The organism is Streptomyces sp. NPDC003023, assembly GCF_042888225.1.
Taxonomy (GTDB): domain Bacteria; phylum Actinomycetota; class Actinomycetes; order Streptomycetales; family Streptomycetaceae; genus Streptomyces.
This window is the reverse complement of record NZ_JBIAPL010000001.1, coordinates 232,755-250,165: the sequence shown is the minus strand read 5'-3', so window position 1 is coordinate 250,165 and position 17,411 is coordinate 232,755. Positions and strand designations below refer to the sequence as shown.

The 17,411-nt window shown below is 72.4% G+C and carries 14 protein-coding genes; 7 read left to right on the top strand and 7 right to left on the bottom strand.

The window, feature by feature from the left end; translation table 11 throughout:
• Positions 1-335 precede the first annotated feature (335 nt).
• The gene (locus tag ACFYV1_RS00900) at positions 336-4,253 is read left to right on the top strand and encodes a hypothetical protein (RefSeq protein WP_389393187.1); all 3,918 of its coding nucleotides are present in this window, start codon (positions 336-338) and stop codon (positions 4,251-4,253) included.
• On the opposite strand, the gene ACFYV1_RS00895 is transcribed toward ACFYV1_RS00900, so the two are convergent.
• Positions 4,225-4,431 (bottom strand): hypothetical protein, encoded by a 207-nt coding sequence (locus tag ACFYV1_RS00895; RefSeq protein WP_389393186.1) that lies wholly within the window; start codon positions 4,429-4,431, stop codon positions 4,225-4,227. The genes ACFYV1_RS00900 and ACFYV1_RS00895 overlap by 29 nt on opposite strands.
• A 436-nt stretch (positions 4,432-4,867) precedes the next feature.
• Here ACFYV1_RS00895 and ACFYV1_RS00890 point away from each other — a divergent pair, with 436 nt between their 5' ends.
• A complete protein-coding gene (locus tag ACFYV1_RS00890) occupies positions 4,868-5,560 on the top strand; it encodes a DUF2470 domain-containing protein (RefSeq protein ID WP_389393185.1) in 693 nt (230 codons plus the stop codon).
• A 179-nt stretch (positions 5,561-5,739) separates the two neighbouring features.
• Complete coding sequence (argB, locus tag ACFYV1_RS00885) at positions 5,740-6,549, top strand: acetylglutamate kinase (RefSeq protein ID WP_389394536.1); 810 nt, start codon at positions 5,740-5,742, stop codon at positions 6,547-6,549.
• Positions 6,550-6,859: 310 nt separating this feature from the next.
• On the opposite strand, the gene ACFYV1_RS00880 is transcribed toward argB, so the two are convergent.
• The 6 genes from ACFYV1_RS00880 to ACFYV1_RS00855 form a co-directional block, all read right to left on the bottom strand.
• The gene (locus ACFYV1_RS00880) at positions 6,860-7,315 is read right to left on the bottom strand and encodes a GNAT family N-acetyltransferase (protein ID WP_389393184.1); all 456 of its coding nucleotides are present in this window, start codon (positions 7,313-7,315) and stop codon (positions 6,860-6,862) included.
• A gap of 191 nt (positions 7,316-7,506) precedes the next feature.
• Positions 7,507-8,211, bottom strand: coding sequence for a 4'-phosphopantetheinyl transferase family protein (locus tag ACFYV1_RS00875; protein WP_389393183.1), 705 nt, complete (start codon positions 8,209-8,211; stop codon positions 7,507-7,509).
• 89 nt (positions 8,212-8,300) lie between these two features.
• The gene (locus ACFYV1_RS00870) at positions 8,301-9,878 is read right to left on the bottom strand and encodes an amidohydrolase (protein WP_389393182.1); all 1,578 of its coding nucleotides are present in this window, start codon (positions 9,876-9,878) and stop codon (positions 8,301-8,303) included.
• Between the two features lie 37 nt (positions 9,879-9,915).
• Positions 9,916-10,827 carry an ABC transporter ATP-binding protein gene (locus tag ACFYV1_RS00865; RefSeq protein WP_389393181.1) on the bottom strand — a complete coding sequence of 304 codons (912 nt, stop codon included), beginning with the start codon at positions 10,825-10,827 and terminating at the stop codon, positions 9,916-9,918.
• Positions 10,824-11,930, bottom strand: coding sequence for a FecCD family ABC transporter permease (locus tag ACFYV1_RS00860; protein ID WP_389393180.1), 1,107 nt, complete (start codon positions 11,928-11,930; stop codon positions 10,824-10,826). The genes ACFYV1_RS00865 and ACFYV1_RS00860 overlap by 4 nt, the downstream gene beginning before the upstream one ends.
• The gene (locus ACFYV1_RS00855; protein WP_389393179.1) at positions 11,927-13,006 is read right to left on the bottom strand and encodes a FecCD family ABC transporter permease; all 1,080 of its coding nucleotides are present in this window, start codon (positions 13,004-13,006) and stop codon (positions 11,927-11,929) included. Before ACFYV1_RS00855 ends, ACFYV1_RS00860 begins: the two co-directional genes overlap by 4 nt.
• A gap of 219 nt (positions 13,007-13,225) precedes the next feature.
• On the opposite strand from ACFYV1_RS00855, the gene ACFYV1_RS00850 reads away from it, so the two are divergent.
• From ACFYV1_RS00850 to ACFYV1_RS00835, 4 genes are all read left to right on the top strand, one after another.
• Positions 13,226-14,938 carry an ABC transporter ATP-binding protein gene (locus tag ACFYV1_RS00850; RefSeq protein WP_389393178.1) on the top strand — a complete coding sequence of 571 codons (1,713 nt, stop codon included), beginning with the start codon at positions 13,226-13,228 and terminating at the stop codon, positions 14,936-14,938.
• Complete coding sequence (locus ACFYV1_RS00845) at positions 14,935-16,794, top strand: ABC transporter ATP-binding protein (protein WP_389393177.1); 1,860 nt, start codon at positions 14,935-14,937, stop codon at positions 16,792-16,794. Before ACFYV1_RS00850 ends, ACFYV1_RS00845 begins: the two co-directional genes overlap by 4 nt.
• A 71-nt stretch (positions 16,795-16,865) precedes the next feature.
• Positions 16,866-17,138, top strand: a complete 273-nt coding sequence (locus ACFYV1_RS00840) for a type II toxin-antitoxin system Phd/YefM family antitoxin (protein WP_389393176.1) — start codon at positions 16,866-16,868, stop codon at positions 17,136-17,138.
• Positions 17,135-17,392, top strand: a complete 258-nt coding sequence (locus ACFYV1_RS00835) for a Txe/YoeB family addiction module toxin (RefSeq protein WP_389393175.1) — start codon at positions 17,135-17,137, stop codon at positions 17,390-17,392. Before ACFYV1_RS00840 ends, ACFYV1_RS00835 begins: the two co-directional genes overlap by 4 nt.
• Positions 17,393-17,411: the final 19 nt, after the last annotated feature.

Genomic DNA, 17,411 nt, shown 5'->3' with positions numbered 1-17,411 from the left:
GCGCAAACGCATGGCCGGGCTCCCCTCGCTGATCGGAACGTGCTGCGGTGCCGTTCGCACCGCGCGAGCCGAGTGTAGAAGGATGCGCCGCGCCTTTGACACCGGTTTTCCCGGCCGGAGCGCCTGGCGCCGTGCATGTGCCAGGCACGGGCACGGGCCGCGTCCCCGGCGGGTGGAGTGCCCGCCCGTACGGCGATCGCCGCCCGGTCGTACGGAGGGCAGGGCCGGGCGCGCACGTCCCGGAACGTGCGAAGCGCCCGTCCACCGCCCCGCGCCCTCGTAGGATCCGGTTGCGAGGAAGCCGGCGACGGCGGGAACGGGAAGGCGGGGGGCAGTTGGCCGGTGAGCATCTGATCGAGGCATTCTGCGCACGGCTCAAGGAGATGGTCGGCGGAAGCCCGCTCACGCAGGCGGAGCTGGCCGGCCGGTTGGGCCTGGCTCCGGCATCGCTGTCCGCACTGCTGAACGGGCATCGCAAGAGCCCGCCGGACTGGGACACCGTCCGAGCGGTCGTCACCGCCTGCCACGAGGCGGTGCCCCGGCCGGTCCGCGGACCGGCCGGGCGGCAGCAGCCGGCCGAGGACCTGGCGTACTGGCGGCGCAGGCACTCCGAGCTGGAGCAGGACTTCGACCGCGAGATCTCGCGCGCCCCCGCCGAACAGCGCGTGACCGCTGCCGACTTACCCGAGCCGGACCCGCCGGACCCGCCGAAACCGCCGGAACCGGCTCGTTGCCGGGTCTGCGGCGACGCCTACGCGAGCGAGTTCTTCTCGCACGGTGAAGCGGAGTACGGGAACGAACTCGGCTGGGAAGCCGCCACGGACATCCTCGCCGGAGCGCGCCGGCATCTGAGATCCGAGGCGCAGTCGCTCCTGGAGTGGACCGTCCGCTCCGAGGCCGAGCTGACGGCCCTCAGGGACGAGGCGGCGGAGGCCACCGGTGCCCTGCTCGAGGGGCTGGGCGACCAGGTGCGCCAGGCGTGCCACGGTCACCGGGTGCAGCTGCTGCGCGCCGCACATGTGGTCCTGCTGGCCCAGGGCATCCTGCTGAGCGAAGCCCTGGACACCATGCTGCGAATGAGTGCCGTGGACATGGGGCTCCTCATGCACGACCTGCTCGACGACGAACGCGTGGCGTCCGCCCCGATGCCGGTCGCCGATGTCCCGTACCAGGACCACCGTGACCGGGTCACCGCCCACTACTGCAAGGTGCTCGGGGGCGAGCCCCACCTCGGGAACACGACCAGCGCCGCCGCCGAGGCGGCCACGTCGCTGTACGAGGCCCGTCTCGCGGCACTGGCAGCCGCGTGCCCCGAGGTGTTCATCTGGGTGAGCATGCAGGACGGGCCGGACGCGGCGCGGCTGCTGGCAGCGGTTCCGGACGGCGCCGCCCGCGCACGGCTGGAGGAGTTCTACCGCGAACTGCGTGAGCAGCGGCACGGCCTGGACGGCCTGGAGACCCTGCTGCGGGCTCTCGCCCGCCCTTCGGCCCCGGGCTCGTGGCCCCGGCGTCTCTCCACGCTGTACCGGCGCGAACTCGCGCGGCCGATCTCCCCCATCGGCGACGACACGGGCCACGCCGGGCCCGGACCGTACCTGCCCCGGCTCTCCAAGGGGTACGTCAACCCTGCGTTCCGCACCGCCGTCCACGGGGCGGGCGCGAAGCCCCACATGGTGTCCTGGTGGCGGAGCAGGCCGCTGCGGGAAGACATCCAGAGCTTTCTGGCCGGCCACATCACCGGATCTCCGCTCGTCCACCGGCCGCTGCTCATCCTGGGCGACCCCGGTGGCGGCAAGTCCCTGCTGACGCGCCTGCTGGCGGCCCGTCTGCCGCCGTCGGACTACCTTCCGATCCGGATCGAGCTGCGCAACGTGCAGGCCGACGAGGACGTGCTCGGCCAGATCGACCAGGCCCTGCGGCTCACCACCCTCACCCAGACGAACTGGGCGACCGTGACGCAGTCGACGGACGTGCTGCCTGTCCTGATCTTCGACGGATTCGACGAACTGCTCCAGGCCGGCGGCCGCAACCACGGGAACTACCTGCACGACATCGCCGCGTTCCAGCGGATGTCGGCGGACAACGGCAGGCCGGTCGCCGCGATCGTCACCAGCCGGACCGTGGTCGCGGACCAGGCCCAGATCCCGGTCTCCAGTGTCGTCATCCGGTTGGAGCCCTTCGACTCCGAACGCATCGACCGGTGGACGGACGCCTGGAACGACACCAACAGCGGCCATTTCGCCGCTCAGGGAATCTCCCCTCTCGACAGGGACGTCACCGACGCGCACCCGGAGCTCACCGCTCAGCCCCTGCTGCTGCTGATGGTGGCGATGTACCACGCGGTCGACCTGGCGGGGCGGGGCAGCGGGGACGACGAGCCGGTGACAGGGCGGCGGACGCCCATGAGCCGGGCCGAACTGTACGAGCGGCTGCTGGGGTTGTTCGTCCGCCGCGAGGTCGAGAAGCAGGGTGCGGGGCAGCCTCCCGCCATCCTGGAGGAACGAGTCGAGAACGAGCTCGACCTGCTGTCGGTGGTCGCCTTCGCCATCTTCAACCGCGGCCGCCAAGGCGTCGCCGCCGAGGAGGCCGATCACGACCTCGCCCGTCTCCGGGCTCCGGGCGCCGACACCGAGACTCCGCAGGCGCGTCTGCTGTTCGGCCGGTTCTTCTTCATCCACGAGGCCAAGGCCACCTTCGGTGACTCGGACCGGAGGTGGTACGAGTTCCTGCACGCCACCTTCGGCGAGTATCTGATCGCCCGGAAGACGGCCCGGACGGTTGCCCACTGCCCGGACCACGGCCAGTGGGACGCACTGCTGTTCGCACTGCTGTCGTTCGCGCCGCTCAGCGACCGTGCGCAGATCCTGGACGATCTGCGCGAGCTGCTGCCGTCGTCAGCGGTCGTGGACCGGCTGTTCCGCGAGTCCCTGCGGGAACGCCTTCCGGAACACCGGCTCGACTGCACCGTCGGACTCGACCCGGTTCCCGTCACCCGCCGCCATGCGTACTACAGCGCCAATCTGCTGCTGCTCGCCCTGGCCATGGAGAAGGGCGAAAGCGTCCCCTTCTCCCGGCTGGTGGGCGAGTCCGCGGACCCCGTGGAGAGCTGGCGCACGCATGCGACGCTGTGGCAGTCGCAGTTCACGTCATCCGCGTGGGACGCCTTCACCCTGGCGGTCTCCGCCCGCCCCATGGAGGTCCCGGGCCCCGACCGGCGCGACATCGCCCTGCGGCTCGGGCAGCACGAGGGACCGGCGACGACACCCGCCCTGAACTGGACGCTGAACAGCCCGAAAATCGGTCCCGCCGCGGTGTACAAGGACGACCGGCCGGCGCTCGCGGCCCTGCGGCGCGCCAGGCTGATGCACGACACCGACACCGAACTGGCCCTGGAACCGGCGCTGCCCGTCTTCGCGGAGCTCGCCGCGCTGGTCGACGTCGTCCTCGTCACGGCCGACGGTGTCTCGGCCGCGCACGCCCTCGTGTCCCTGCTGATCGCCGAGCCACGGCCGCTCGCGGCCGCGGCCCCGGTGCTGCATGCCCGGTACGACAGCTGTCTCAACGTGCTCAGGGCAGTCCCCGCCGGGGTCCGTGAGCGTTTCGTCGCCCTGCTGGCGGGGCGGCTCTCGCAGGACAGCGAGCACCTTCCGGCCGAGATGGTGACCGGCGTTCTGGAGAAACTGAGGACCGCATGGGGCGGTGACGCCGACGAGTTCGAGGAAGCCACCCGGATCACGCTCGCCGCCTGTGCCCTGCGCCTGGTCGATCGCGCGGGCGCGGATGTGGCCCGCGCCGCGGTCGATTCGGCCATGTTCTTCGCGGGGGTGGGGTTGCACTACTCCCATGACGTGGCGCCGCAGAGGGCTGGGGGGCCGGCCGGGGTCTCCCCGGAGGCGGGTCCGCCGCGTCCGGCGGAGGAGACGTGGTTCCGGATGCTCGACCTCTTCCTGACCGGCTCCTGGACCGACCCGCCGCAACCCGGGCCGCGGGCGACGGCCCTGCGGGCCCTGCGTGTCGCGCTGGCGGCCGGGCTGCGTGACTGGTGCACCCGGTACGCCGGCGGGATACTCGACGCCGTGTCCGGCGAGGATCTGGCCGTGCTGACGCCGGGAGAGCGTGACCATCTGTACAGCCTGGTACCGCGCCCCGAGCTCGAGGCGCGTCTCGGGCAGGTCCCCGCCGGGCGGCGCGCTGTCGCGCCGCCCGGCGAAGCGGACGCCGACGTCAGCTCTGCTCCTGATCGTCGGCGATGACCCGGTCCAACTTCTCGGCGCACCACAGGACGGCGGCCCCGGTGACGAGCGGCCCGATACCGGGCAGCGGCTGACCGATGAGCTCGGCGCCCGCTTCGGCGACGGGGCCCGCGACCGATCCGGCTGCGGTGGACACCGCCATGATGACCGCGGCGCGCAGTGTGATCTTCCTGGCCAAGGCGTACCTCCCTGATGTGTGGGTGGTCTCAGCCTGTCGGCGTGCTCCGGCGGCCCGGCGCGCCACCGAAGGTCACCGAACCGGCTTGTGGATCCGCAGGTCACAGCGGTGGCGCGGCATGTTTCGCCGAATCTCGCCGAACGCTTCCGTGACGCCGTGCGCCGTGCGCCGTGCGCCGTGGAAGCGGTGCGGGCTCGAACACAGCTCCCACCACCGGGTGTCCCCGACCTCCGACGACTGCGACCGCTGGGCATCGTGACCGCACAGCCGCTCCGCTGAGCGGGCGTCACTTCCTCCTGACCCACCGGACGGCGACCGACCGGTGGCCCTTCCCTGCCCGTGACGTGGGCCACATGGATCGCGGCCACCTGGACACGCCACCCCAAGAAAGTAAGGTTAGCCTTACCTCAATTCGAAGCCAGTGACTGGAGTCCCGTTGAGCACCGATGCCGACCGCACCCTGCGCGAGCCGACCCCGGCGGAGCGCGTCCGCTCCGCACTGGCCCGCGCCGTCTCGATGTCCCTCACGACCGACGGACAGGGCTACGACCTGATCGGGCTGCACTCGGTCGGCCGGCGGGGCGAGATCACGCTCCACCCGGACACCGACAGTCCGCTCGCGGCACAGATGGCCTGCGCGCCGCACGCAAGCCTCGCCGCCCTGCTGGAGTTCACGGACATCGCGCCGACCGCCGTCCGCGATCGCGTACGCGCCCGCGTGACGGTCTCCGGCCGGCTGACCCCGACCGCCGAGGGCGACTCCCTGCGGCTCGACACCGGGCGCGTGACGCTGACGACGGCGGCAGGCACGGAGGACCTCGACCTCGACGACGTCGCCCTGGCCGAACCCGACCCGCTCGCCGTCGAGGAGGCGGCCATGCTGACCCATCTCGCGGACGCCCATGGGGACTTGGTCACGGACCTGGTCGGGCTCGCGGGCCGCCGACTGCCCCGGGGCGTGATCCGGGTCCTCCCGGTCGCCCTGGACCAGCACGGCATCACCCTTCGCTGCGAGTACCGGAGGGGCCACTGCGACCTCCGGCTGCTGTTCCCGGCGGCGGCACGGAACGCCACCGAAGCGGGCGAGAGCGTGCGACACCTCCTCACCGCGAGCGCCTACAGCTCATGAGCGGAGGGGGAACGAGGACGGGGAATCCCGTCGAGGAGCCTCCCGTGGCCGCCGCCGACCTGACCGCCGGAGGCCTGCCCGCCGGGGACCTGACCGCCGGGGACCTGACCGCCGGGGACCTGCCATGGCTGGAGGAGCTCCAGGGCCGTACGGTCGTCGTCAAGTTCGGCGGCAACGCCATGGTGGACGACGCGCTGCTGCGGACGTTCGCGCAGGACGTCGTGGAACTGTGGCACGCCGGTCTGCACCCGGTCGTCGTACACGGCGGCGGCCCCCAGATCAGCGCGATGCTCGACCGCCTCGCCCTGGAGGTCCGCTTCGAGGCGGGCATGCGCGTCACCACGCCGGAGACCATGGACGTGGTCCGCATGGTGCTGACGGGACAGGTCCAGCGCGAACTGGTCGGCGCCATCAACGCCCACGGCCCCTTCGCCGTGGGGATGTCGGGCGAGGACGCGCACACCATGACCGCCGTACGGCGCCCGGCCTGGGCGGACGGACGGCCCGTGGACATCGGTCTGGTCGGCGACATCGTCGCCGTGGACCCGGGGACGGTACGGGGGCTGCTGGACCAGGGCCGGATCCCCGTGGTCTCGCCTGTCGCACGCGGCACGGACGGAGAGGTCTACAACGTCAACGCCGACCTCGCGGCGTCGGCGCTGGCGGTCGCCCTCGGCGCCGACCGGCTGGTGGTGCTGACCGACGTCGAGGGGCTGTACGCGGACTGGCCGCACAGCACAGAGGTCGTTTCGCGTCTGACGGCCAGTGAGCTGGGCGCCCTGCTGCCGGGTCTCGCGAGCGGGATGCTGCCCAAGATGGAGGGCTGTCTGCGGGCCGTACGGTCAGGAGTCGGCCGCGCCCATGTCCTCGACGGGCGGGTGCCCCACGCGGTGCTCCGCGGCGTCCTCACCGACCGGAGCCCCGGCACCACGGTCCTCCCCGACCACGCACGGGACGACGCACCGGAAGACCGGGTGGCCGGCGTATGACGATCTACGGATCCACGTCGCTCACCGACCGCTGAGGAGCGGTGGTGACGGACACGTACGGCACTCCCCCGCACGGTCCGGGACGAATCAGGGCGCGCCTGCACGGACTTCACCGGCGGGATCGCGGTCAGCGCCCTCGGGCACGCCCGTCTCGCCGTGCTGGGTGCCGTCACGGCCCAGCTGTCCAGCCTCGGCCACGTCTCGAACGGCCGCTGACCGGCGCGCGAACGGACGCGGAAGGGCGGGTCCCCAAGCCGTCGAGGCTCCGGGACCCGCCCTTCCTTCTGCCGGCAGGCCGCGCGCGCCCTGGTCACGGAACGCGGGCGAGGACGCGGGCGTTGCGTGACGGGTCCAGGGACCGCGCCCAGGCCCTGGGAGCCGTGGTGGCGGAGACCGGCGCGAAGCCGTGGCGGAGGAACAGCCGGCCGCTGCCGGTCGTCGCGGTGAAGAGCGCGCCGATCGACTGCGCCCGCGCCCTGGCCAGCGCGGCGTCGAGGAGCCGCGACCCGGTGCCGGTGCCCTGCCTGTCCAGGGCGACGCAGAAGTTGTAGAGGACGCCGGCCGTGGGACCGCCGGGCGACGTCGCGGGGTGCACACCGAGTGCGAGGCAGCCGTCGAGCGCGCCGTCGGGCGACTGGGCCACGAGGAAGTCGGCCCAGCGGGAGGTGTAGACGTGAACAGGCCGGTCGCGCAGCGCGCCCGAGCGGACGAACGGCTCGGAGAGGGCGGCGAGAGCGGCGGCGTCCCCGGGCCGGGCCGCCCGCACGGTGAACGGTGCCGACCGCCGGGGCGGGCAGAGTGACCGGGCTGCGCATGGCAGCGGGGAGGCAGGGCGCGGCAGGGCCGTGGTCAAGGCTTTCCTTCCTCGGTTCGACCGTCGCGGAGGACGACTCGGGCGTCGCGTGACCCGGCGAACCAACAAAGCTAAGGTTAGCCTTACCTAAGTGAATGACCAAGTCACTGCCGCGTCCGCACGGCGCAGGCCGCCATGTGGCCGGGGAAGACGGGAACATCGGTGAGGGACCATCCGGGGACGGCGGCGGGTTCGGGCCCGGCCCCCACGCGGGTGACCGACGGGTCCTCGCCGAGGCCGATGCCGACACCCTTGAGGTACGCCTCCTTCCGCGCCCAGCAGCGTCCGACGGCCGCCGGACGCTCCGACGCCGGCAGGGCCGCGATCTCCGCCTCCTCGGTCGGGTGAAGCATCCGCGCCACCTCGGCCGCCGCGTCGGGAGCGGGCTCGGGCTCGATGTCGACACCCACCGGGGTGTCCGCGAAACCCAGAAGGACCGCGTCACCGGCGTGCGCGAGGGAGAAGTGGATCGGGGCGCCCGCCACGGCGGGACGGCCGTGCGTCTCACCGCACCCGGGACACGGCTCACGTATCAGGTGCACGGCCGCGGGATCCTGGTCCAGGTACGCGCCGAGCAGTCGCCGCAGCGCCACATGCGCGACGCGGTACCGGTCTCGGTCGCCGCTTCGTACGAAGGTCCGGCAGCGGGCCAGTTCGTCGGCGTCCAGCACCGACTCCCAGGCCGCGGCCCGCTCCGCGTACGCGCTCACCCGCACCGCCCACAGCCTGGGCCGGGAGGCCGGCTCCCACGGCGCGGGCATCGGATCCGCACCCAGCCGCGCGGCAGCCTGCGGTGTCCGCACGCTCACGGCGGTGTCAACCGGCCGCGGGAGGGCGGCGCACCGCAGAGCGACGCCTTCCCCTCGCGCTCGCGCACCGGAGGGGGAGAGTTCCGGGCTCACAGCTTCCCGTCCTGCGTCGCGCGGCCGTCCACGAACGTCTCCACGACCTCGATGTCACCGATCCGCGGGACGTCGACGCGCCGCGGGTCGTCGCCCAGCACCACGAGGTCGGCACGCTTTCCGGGAGCGAGGCTGCCGACGCTGTCGTCCAGGCGGCAGGCGTACGCACCGGCGACGGTGTAGGCGTGCAGGGCCTCTTCCACGGTGACGGCCTCGTCGGGCCCGATCAGCTGCCCGGAGGTCGAGGCACGCTCGACCATGAACTGGACCGCCCGCAGCGGCGAGCCGTCCGTGACGGGCCGGTCGGAGCTGCCGACGAGCGTGACACCATGGTCGAGGAATCCCCGGCCCCGGTACATCCACGGCGCCCGCAGCTCCCCCATGACGTCCGCGTAGTCGTCGCCGAAGTACCGCAGGAAGTTGGGCTGGATCACGGCACTGACGCCGAGCCGGGCGAAGCGCGGGAGCTGGTCCGGACGTATCAGCCCGGCGTGCTCGACACGGTGCCTGGCGTCCGGGCGGGGCCGCAGTTCCTGCGCCCGTTCGAGGGCGTCCAGGGCGAGGTCGGCGGCGCGGTCGCCGATGGCGTGGACGGCGAGCTGCCACCCGGCGAGGTGGCCGTCCACGATGAGGTCCGTGAGCCGCTCCGGGTCGTCCTGGAACTGCCCGGTGTGGGACATGCCCTCGTACGGGGAGGTGAGCGCGGCGGTACGCGCCATCATGCCGCCGTCGGTGTAGATCTTGAGCGCGCCCAGGGACAGCCAGTCGTCGCCGAACCCGGTGCGCAGACCGAGGTCGAGGGCGCGCGGGATGCCGTCGTCCGTGTGCGCCCCGATCGGCCGCAGCGTGTCGCCCGAGGCCATGAGCTGGACACGCAGGGGCAGTCGGCCCTGGTCCCGCAGCAGTTGGTAGGCGCCGAGTTCGACCGGGGTGTGTCCCAGGAGGCCGCCACCGATCCCGGCCTCCGCGCACGCCGTGATCCCCTCGGCGAGGCAGGTGCGGGCGGCGTGCTCGACGGCGTCGGCGACTTCGTCCTGCGAGTACGGCAGGTGCAGCCGGCGGGCCGCCGTCATCGCGCTCTCCGCGAGGAATCCGTCCTGGTGCGGGACGTCGGCCGGCAGCAGGTCCAGGACGGCGCTGTTGACGACGCAGGCATGGCCGGAGTCGTGCATCAAGAACACCTTGCGGCCCTGGCTGACCCGGTCCAGTTCGGCCGCGGTCAGATGGCGCCCCAGGGCCCGTTGGTCGTAACCGGCGACGTCGACCCAGGCACCCGGCACGCTCTTGCGGGAGGCGGCCTCCGCCACGACCGCGAGGACGTCCTCGACGCGCTCGCACGGTGCGACGCTCGGGGTGTTCGCCTTGAGCCCGGCCCATGCGAGGTGGACATGGCTGTCGATGAACCCGGGCAGCACGGTGGCGCCCTGGAGGTCGACGACCTCGCGTGCGGGCAGCCCGGTCACCGCCGCGTCCAGGCCCACGATCCGTCCGCGCCAGATCCCGAGGTCGTGGGCGACGGGGTGCGCCGGGTCCATGGTGAGGATGTGGGCGTTCGTCAGCCTCGTGCAGAGCATGGGCAGTCCGTTCCTGGTCGCTACCTGGTCGCTGTCGTCAGGAGGTCTCGGCCGTCACGTGCTCCGCGCCGGCCGGGGTGACGGCTGCCGCGTCCTCGGCGGGCTCCGTGGCGGACGGAGTGACGCTGACCGCCGGGGCGTACCGCTTGGGCGCGGCCGGCACCATCAGCGGCGTCCCCGTCTCGGGATCGTCGATGATCCGGCAGGACAGCCCGAACACGTCCTCGACCAGTTCCGCCGTCATGACGGTCGCCGGGTCGCCCTCGGCCGCGATCGTACCCCCGGGCCGCATCACGATGAGGTGTGTGGCGTAGCGGCAGGCCTGGTTGAGGTCGTGCAGGACCGCCACGACCGTGTGGCCTCGGGAGGCGTGCAGTTCGGCGCACAGGTCCAGCACCTCGACCTGGTGCGCGATGTCCAGGAATGTGGTCGGCTCGTCGAGCAGCAGGATCGACGTCTGCTGCGCCAGCACCATGGACAGCCACACCCGCTGGCGCTGGCCGCCGGAGAGGTCGTCGACGGGCCGTTCGGCGAGTTCGAGGACGCCGGTCTGCCGCATCGCCTCCACGACGGCGGCCTCGTCGTCGGCGGACCACTGCCTGAGCAGGCCCTGGTGCGGGTAACGGCCGCGGGCCACCAGGTCTCCGACCGTGATGCCGCCGGGCGCGGCCGAGGACTGCGGGAGCAGACCGAGCCGGCGGGCGACCTCACGGGAGCGGTAGGAGGCGATGGCGGCGCCGTCGAGATACACCTGCCCGGCGCGCGGTTTGAGCATCCGCGCCAGTGCCGTGAGCAGGGTGGACTTGCCGCAGGCGTTGGGGCCGATGATGACGGTGAACGAGCGGTCGGGGATCTCGACACCGAGGTCGGTCGCCACGATCCGCTGGTCGTAGGAGAGGGTCAGTCCCTCTGCGCGCAGGCGGGACGTCGGAGGGTTCTTCGCAGTCATGCGCGGCTCTTTCGCGACTCGGTGACCAACAGCCAGATGAGGTAGAGCCCGCCGACGCAGCCGGTCGCCGTGCCGACGGGCAGGAGCGCGGGCGCGAAGGCACGCTGCACGGCGAGGTCGCTCACGGCGAGCATGACCGCACCCATGAGGGCGGACGACAGCAGCGCGGGGCCGGACGACCGGGTGAGCTTGCGGGCGACCTGGGGCGCGGCCAGGGCGACGAACCAGATGGGTCCGGTCACGGCGGTGGCGAACGCCGCGAGGGCGACGCTGATGACGAGCAGGGCCGTACGGGTGCGTGACACGTTGACGCCCAGTGCCACGGCGGTGGTGTCGCCCATCTCGACCATGGACAGGCGGCGGGAGAGGAAGAAGGCGAGCGGCAGCAGGACGGCGACGGCGAGGCCGATGGCGTTCGCGTGCATCCAGAGCCGGTTCCCGAGGCTGCCGATCAGCCAGGCCTGCGCCTCCAGGGCCTCCTGGAAGGTCGCCCGGGTGATCAGGTAGGAGTTGACGGCGAGCAGCAGAGCGCTCACGCCGATGCCGATGACGACCAGCCGGAAGCCCTGAAGTCCCCTGCCGAGCATGAGGAGATGGACGGCGAGAGCGGTGGCGAGGCCGCCGATCAGTGCCCCGACGGCGATCTCGGCCATGCTGCCGTGCAGCACGATGATGACGACGAGCGCGCCCACGGCCGAGCCGTTGGTGAAGCCGATGATGTCGGGGCTTCCCAGGGGGTTGCCGGTGAGGCTCTGCAGGATGGCCCCGCTCACGGCGAGGGCCGCGCCGACGCACATCGCGGTCACGAGCCGTGGCATGCGCAGGGTGTTGACGACGAAGTCGGCCGCGCCCGACCCGCTGCCGCCGAGTGCCTGGAGGACCTCTCCGACGGTCAGTTCGAAGTCGCCGGTGGTCAGGGTGACCCCCATGACGGCGATGAGCACGGCGAACAGGGCCGCCGTGACGGCGACGGCCCGGCCCCGTACGAGCAGGGAGATGCCGCCCGCAGGGGTACGGATGACCCGGCCGCTGACGACGCGCGGTGTCTTCGAGGTGTGGTCGGGTCCGGGCGAGGGGGCGTTCTCCCGCTGTACGGAAGTCACAGCATGACCAGCTTTCGGCGGCGGCACAGCGCGATGAACAGGGGGGCGCCGATGAAGGCGGTGACGATGCCGACCTGCACCTCGCCCGGTGCGCCGAGCACCCGGCCGAGGACGTCCGAGCCGATGAGGAGCACCGGGGCGATCAGCATCGAGTAGGCGAACACCCAGCGCTGGTCGGGGCCGACGACGAACCGGGCGACGTGCGGCACGGCGAGTCCCACGAAGCTGATCGGTCCCGCGGCGGCGGTGGCCGCGCCGCACAGCAGCATCACGGCGACGGCGCCCAGGACGCGGGTCCGGCCGACGTTGACCCCGAGGGCCCGTCCCATCTGGTCGCCCATCGCCAGGGCGTTGAGCGACGGGGCGAGGACGAGGGCGATGAGCAGGCCCACGACGATGAACGGCAGGGCCATCAGGACGATGTCGTGGTAACGGCCCGCGAGGGAGCCCACCGTCCAGAAGCGGAACTGGTCGAAGGCCTCCGGATCGAGCAGCAGGATCGCCCAGTTGAACGCGTACAGCACCGCTGTCACCGCGGCGCCCGCGACGACGAGCCGCTCGGGCGTGGCGATTTTCCGCCCGGACGCGCCCAGCACATAGACCCCGACGGACGCGACGACGGTACCGACGAGGGCGAACCAGACGTAGCCGAGGGGGGCCGCGACGCCGAAGAACGCGATGGCCACCACCACACCGGCGGAGGCGCCCAGGTTGACGCCGAGCATGCCGGGGTCGGCGAGCGGGTTGCGGGTCAGTGCCTGCATCAGGGCGCCGGACAGGCCGAGGGCCGCGCCGACGAGAAGACCGAGGAGGGTCCGGGGGATGCGGTACTCATGGATGATGACCGAGGTCTGCGACCCGTTCGGGTTCCACAGGACGTGCCAGGTGGAGCTGAAGGGGATGCCCCTGGTACCCACCCACACGCTGAGGAGTCCGACCAGTACCAGGGCCATGAGGCCGACGAGCAGCCCGAGCCCCCGGAGCGCGCCCCCGGTGCGGCCCACTCGGGGCACGGCCGGAGCACCGATCTGCTTCCCGGCCTGTTCTCCCGACCCCACCCGGGCTTCGACGGACAACGACAACTCCCCCTGGAGGCGGTTCGGACGTACGGCGAAACCCGGTGTCGGACTGACGGATCGATACTTAGGTGAGGCTAACCGAACAATATGGGCCGGTCAACGCGCCGGCCCCACCCGGGGGCGCACCATCCGCGAGCACGCCCCCACCCCTGCCGAGCAGCCATTTAATTAGAGTAGGCTTACCTAACCACTCGATCATCTCCGTGGAGGAGCCACATGCCAACGGGAGGACCTACGGGGGGACTTGTCCTCCGCGAGGCGATCAGAGGCCAACGCCGCCGTGTCGTCATGGCGTCCCTGCTCGGTATGACCCACCAGGGCTGCGAGGCCCTGGTACCGGTGGTCATCGGCGTGACCATCGACACGGCGGTGGCGACCGGTTCCTCCGAGGCCCTGTTCCGCCGGCTCCTCGTACTCGCGGCGCTGTTCCTCGTCCTTTCCACCTGCTACCGCGTCAGCGCCCGGATCACCGAGGGAACGGGCGAGCACGCCGCGCACCGGCTCCGGCTGGAACTGGCGACGCGTGTGCTCGACCCCCGCGGCGGCGCGGACGCGGATCGGCTGCCGGGTGCCCTGACCAGCATCGCCACCAACGACGCCCGGCGCGTGGGCTCGGTCACGACCGTCATCTCGTACGGGGTGTCGGCGGTCGCCGCCCTCGTCATCAGCGCCGTCGCGCTCCTGCGGATCTCCGTCCCGCTCGGACTCCTCGTCCTGCTCGGCATCCCGCCGCTGCTGTGGCTCGGACACCGCATCAGCCGGCCTCTGGAACAGCGCAGCGAGACCGAGCAGGAGCGGGCCGCCCACGCCTCCGGTGTCGCCGCCGACCTGGTCGCGGGACTGCGCGTCCTCAAGGGCATGGGCGCGGAGTCGGCGGCCGTGTCCCGCTACCGCACCACCAGCCAGGACTCGCTGGCCGCCGCTCTGCGGGCGGCCGGCAGCCGGGCCGGACACGAGGGCGCCGTCCTCGCGCTGACCGGCGTGTTCATCGCGGTCATCGGCCTGGTGGGCGCCTACCTCGCCATGGGCGGCAGCATCAGCGTCGGTGAACTCGTCGCGGCCGTGGGCCTCGCGCAGTTCCTCCTCGGACCGTTCCAGCTGCTCACCTACGTCAACGCCGAGCTCGCCCAGGGGCGCGCGTCGGCGCGGCGGATCGCGGAGGTGCTGGCCGCGCCCGTCACCGTCGAGGGCGGGGAAACCGCACCGGGCGACCGGGCCGCCGGACACCTCACCCTGCGCGGGGTGTCCCTCGGCGCGCTGCGAGGAGTGGACCTCGACCTTCCCGCCGGCAGCCTGACCGGCGTCGTCACCCGCGATCCGGCCGCGGCCGACGACCTGTTGCTGTGCCTGGCACGGGAGAGGGACCCGGCGGAAGGAGTGATCGAGCTCGACGGCACGCCCCTGACCCGGCTCGACCCCGACGCGCTGCGCCGGGCGGTCCTGGTCGCCCACCACGACGCGGAACTGTTCGAGAGCACCCTGCTCGACAACGTACGGGCCGGAGCCGACGGCGACACGACGAAGGCCGACCAGGCGGCGGTCGACCAGGCGCTCAGTGCCTCCGCGGCCGACGAGGTGTCCCGACTGCTGCCCGACGGCGGGGACACGCTGCTCGCCGAACGCGGCCGCTCCCTCTCCGGCGGCCAGCGCCAGCGGGTGGCACTCGCCCGGGCGCTCGCCGCCGACCGGCCCGTGCTGGTGCTGCACGACCCGACCACCGCCGTGGACACCGTCACCGAATCCCGGATCGCGGCCCGTCTGCGCGATGTCCGCCGGGGACGCACCACGATCCTGGTCACCAGCAGTCCCGCGCTCCTCGCGGTGACCGACCGGGTGGTGGTCCTCGACGACGGCGCCGTACAGGCCGACGGCCACCACACCGAACTCCTCGCCGCCGACGAGACCTACCGCGCGGCGGTGCTGGCATGACGACAGAGACGGGAAAGACCATGAGCGCAACCAGCCCGGACCGCGCGCTGCTGCCCACCGCCACCGGCGCCCGGTCGCTGGCGGCGCTGCGCGCCATGCTGCGCGGCCACCGGGTCCTGGCCGTGGTCGCGCTCACCGTCCTGGTCACCGGAACCGGCATCGGACTGCTGACCGCGCCCCTGCTCGGACACATCGTCGACCTTGTGGTGGAGCAGCGGGGCTCCGGTGCCCTGACGCTGCCGCTCGTCCTGCTCATCGTCGTCGCGATCGCCCGCGGCGCCGCCACCGCCGTCGGCAGCGCCCTCGTCGCCCGGCTCGGCGAGAGCGTACTGGCCGCCCTGCGTGAACAGTTCATCGAACGCGCGCTGCGACTTCCGCTCGAACGCGTCGAGGCGGCCGGCTCGGGTGACCTGGTCTCCCGGGTCACGAGCGACGTGACCATGATCGCGAAGTCGGTGCGGCAGGCGCTGCCCGAGTTCAGCCGTTCCGCACTCACCATCGTGCTCACCCTCGTCGGGCTCTCGGTGCTCGACTGGCGGTTCCTGCTGGCCGCGCTGCTCGCCATGCCGGTACAGGTGTTCTCCGTGCGCTGGTACCTGCGCCGCGCCGCCCCCGTGTACCGCGAACACCGCATCGCCACCGGCGCGTTGCAGCACCAGCTGCTCGACAGCATCGGCGGGGTGCGGACCGTCCGCGCCTTCCGGCTGAACGGGACGCACACGGAGCTCATGGACCGGCGGTCCGAGGCCGCGCGCGACATCGCCCTGCGGGGACTGCACATCGTCACCGGGTTCTTCTCCCGGCTGAACCTCGGCGAGTTCATCGGTCTCGCCGCGATGCTCGGCACCGGCTTCGTCCTGGTCGACAGGGGCTCGGTGAGCATCGGTACCGCCACGGCGGCCGCCCTGTACTTCCACAGCCTCTTCAACCCGATCAACGCCGCGCTGTTCCTGCTGGACGACGCGCAGTCGGCGGGCGCGAGCTTCGCCCGTCTGGTCGGTGTGTCCGAGCTCCCGGCCGAACGCGCGCCGCAGGGCGGCCACGCGCCCGTGGACGGTTCGGTCAAGGTGTCCGCGCTCACCCACGCGTACGGCACCGGAGCCCCGGTGCTGCACGAGGTCGAGCTGGAGGTGCACAGCGGGGAACGGGTGGCGCTGGTGGGCGCGAGCGGCGCCGGCAAGACCACACTGGCCAAACTCGTCGCCGGGGTCCACGAACCGGCCGGCGGATCGATCACGATCGGCGGTGTCGACGTCAGGGAGCTGGGACCGGCCGGCGTGCGCCGGGCGGTGGCCCTCATCAGTCAGGAAGTGCATGTGTTCGCCGGGCCGCTCTCCGAGGACCTGCGGCTGGCCCGGCCCGACGCCACCGACGAGGAACTGCACGAGGCCCTGACCCGGGTCGGGGCCCTGGAGTGGGCGCTGGCACTGCCGGACGGCCTGGCCACGGTCGTCGGAGAGGGCGGCCACCGGTTGACGGTGGCTCAGGCCCAGCATCTCGCCCTGACCCGCCTGGTGCTGGCCGACCCGCCCATCGCGATCCTCGACGAGGCCACGGCCGACGCGGGCAGCGCGGGCGCACGCGTCCTCGAGGACGCCGCGGCGCGCGCCCTCGAGGGGCGCACGGGCATCGTGGTGGCCCACCGCCTGCCGCAGGCCGCCACCGCCGACCGCGTGGTCGTCCTCGACCAGGGCCGCGTCGTCGAGACCGGCACCCACGAGGAACTGGTGGCCGCGGGCGGGCGGTACGCGACCCTGTGGGCGGCGTGGTCCGACAGCCGCCGGGAGCCGGCCCGCGAGACGGGGCTCGCAGCCGTGGGGCACCCCGGCCAGGGCGGACGCGCGACCGCACCATAGACCTTCATGTAGTACCACAATGCCGTACCAGCCTGGTACAGCCTTTGGGTACACACGGAAAGGGTGCCGCCATGACCATAAGCGCCAGCGAGGCCCGCAAGGACCTCTTCCCTCTCATCAAGCGCGTCAATGACGACCACACCCCTGTGCGCATCAGTTCCAAGAGCGGCGACGCGGTACTGATGGCCGCCGAGGACTACGACTCCTGGCAGGAGACCATCTACCTGCTGCGATCTCCCGCCAACGCCCACCGCCTCATGGAAGCCGTCGCCCGGGACAGGGCGGGCGAGACCACGATCGCCAGGACCATGGAGGAGCTGGAAACCATGGCGGGTGATGTGTGAGAAGCGTCCACTTCGACCCGGCCGGGTGGGAGGACTTCCTGTTCTGGCTGAGCTCGGACCGCAAGATGGCCCGGAGGATCACCCGACTGTTCGGCGAGATCCAGCGCAGCCCCTTCGCCGGCGTCGGCAAGCCCGAGCCGCTGAAGGGCGATCTGTCCGGCTACTGGTCACGCCGGATCGACGACGAGCACCGGCTCGTCTACCGGGTGGACGACAAGGAAGTCAAGATCCTCAAGGCCCGCTACCACTACTGATACGAAGCCGCCCCAGGGA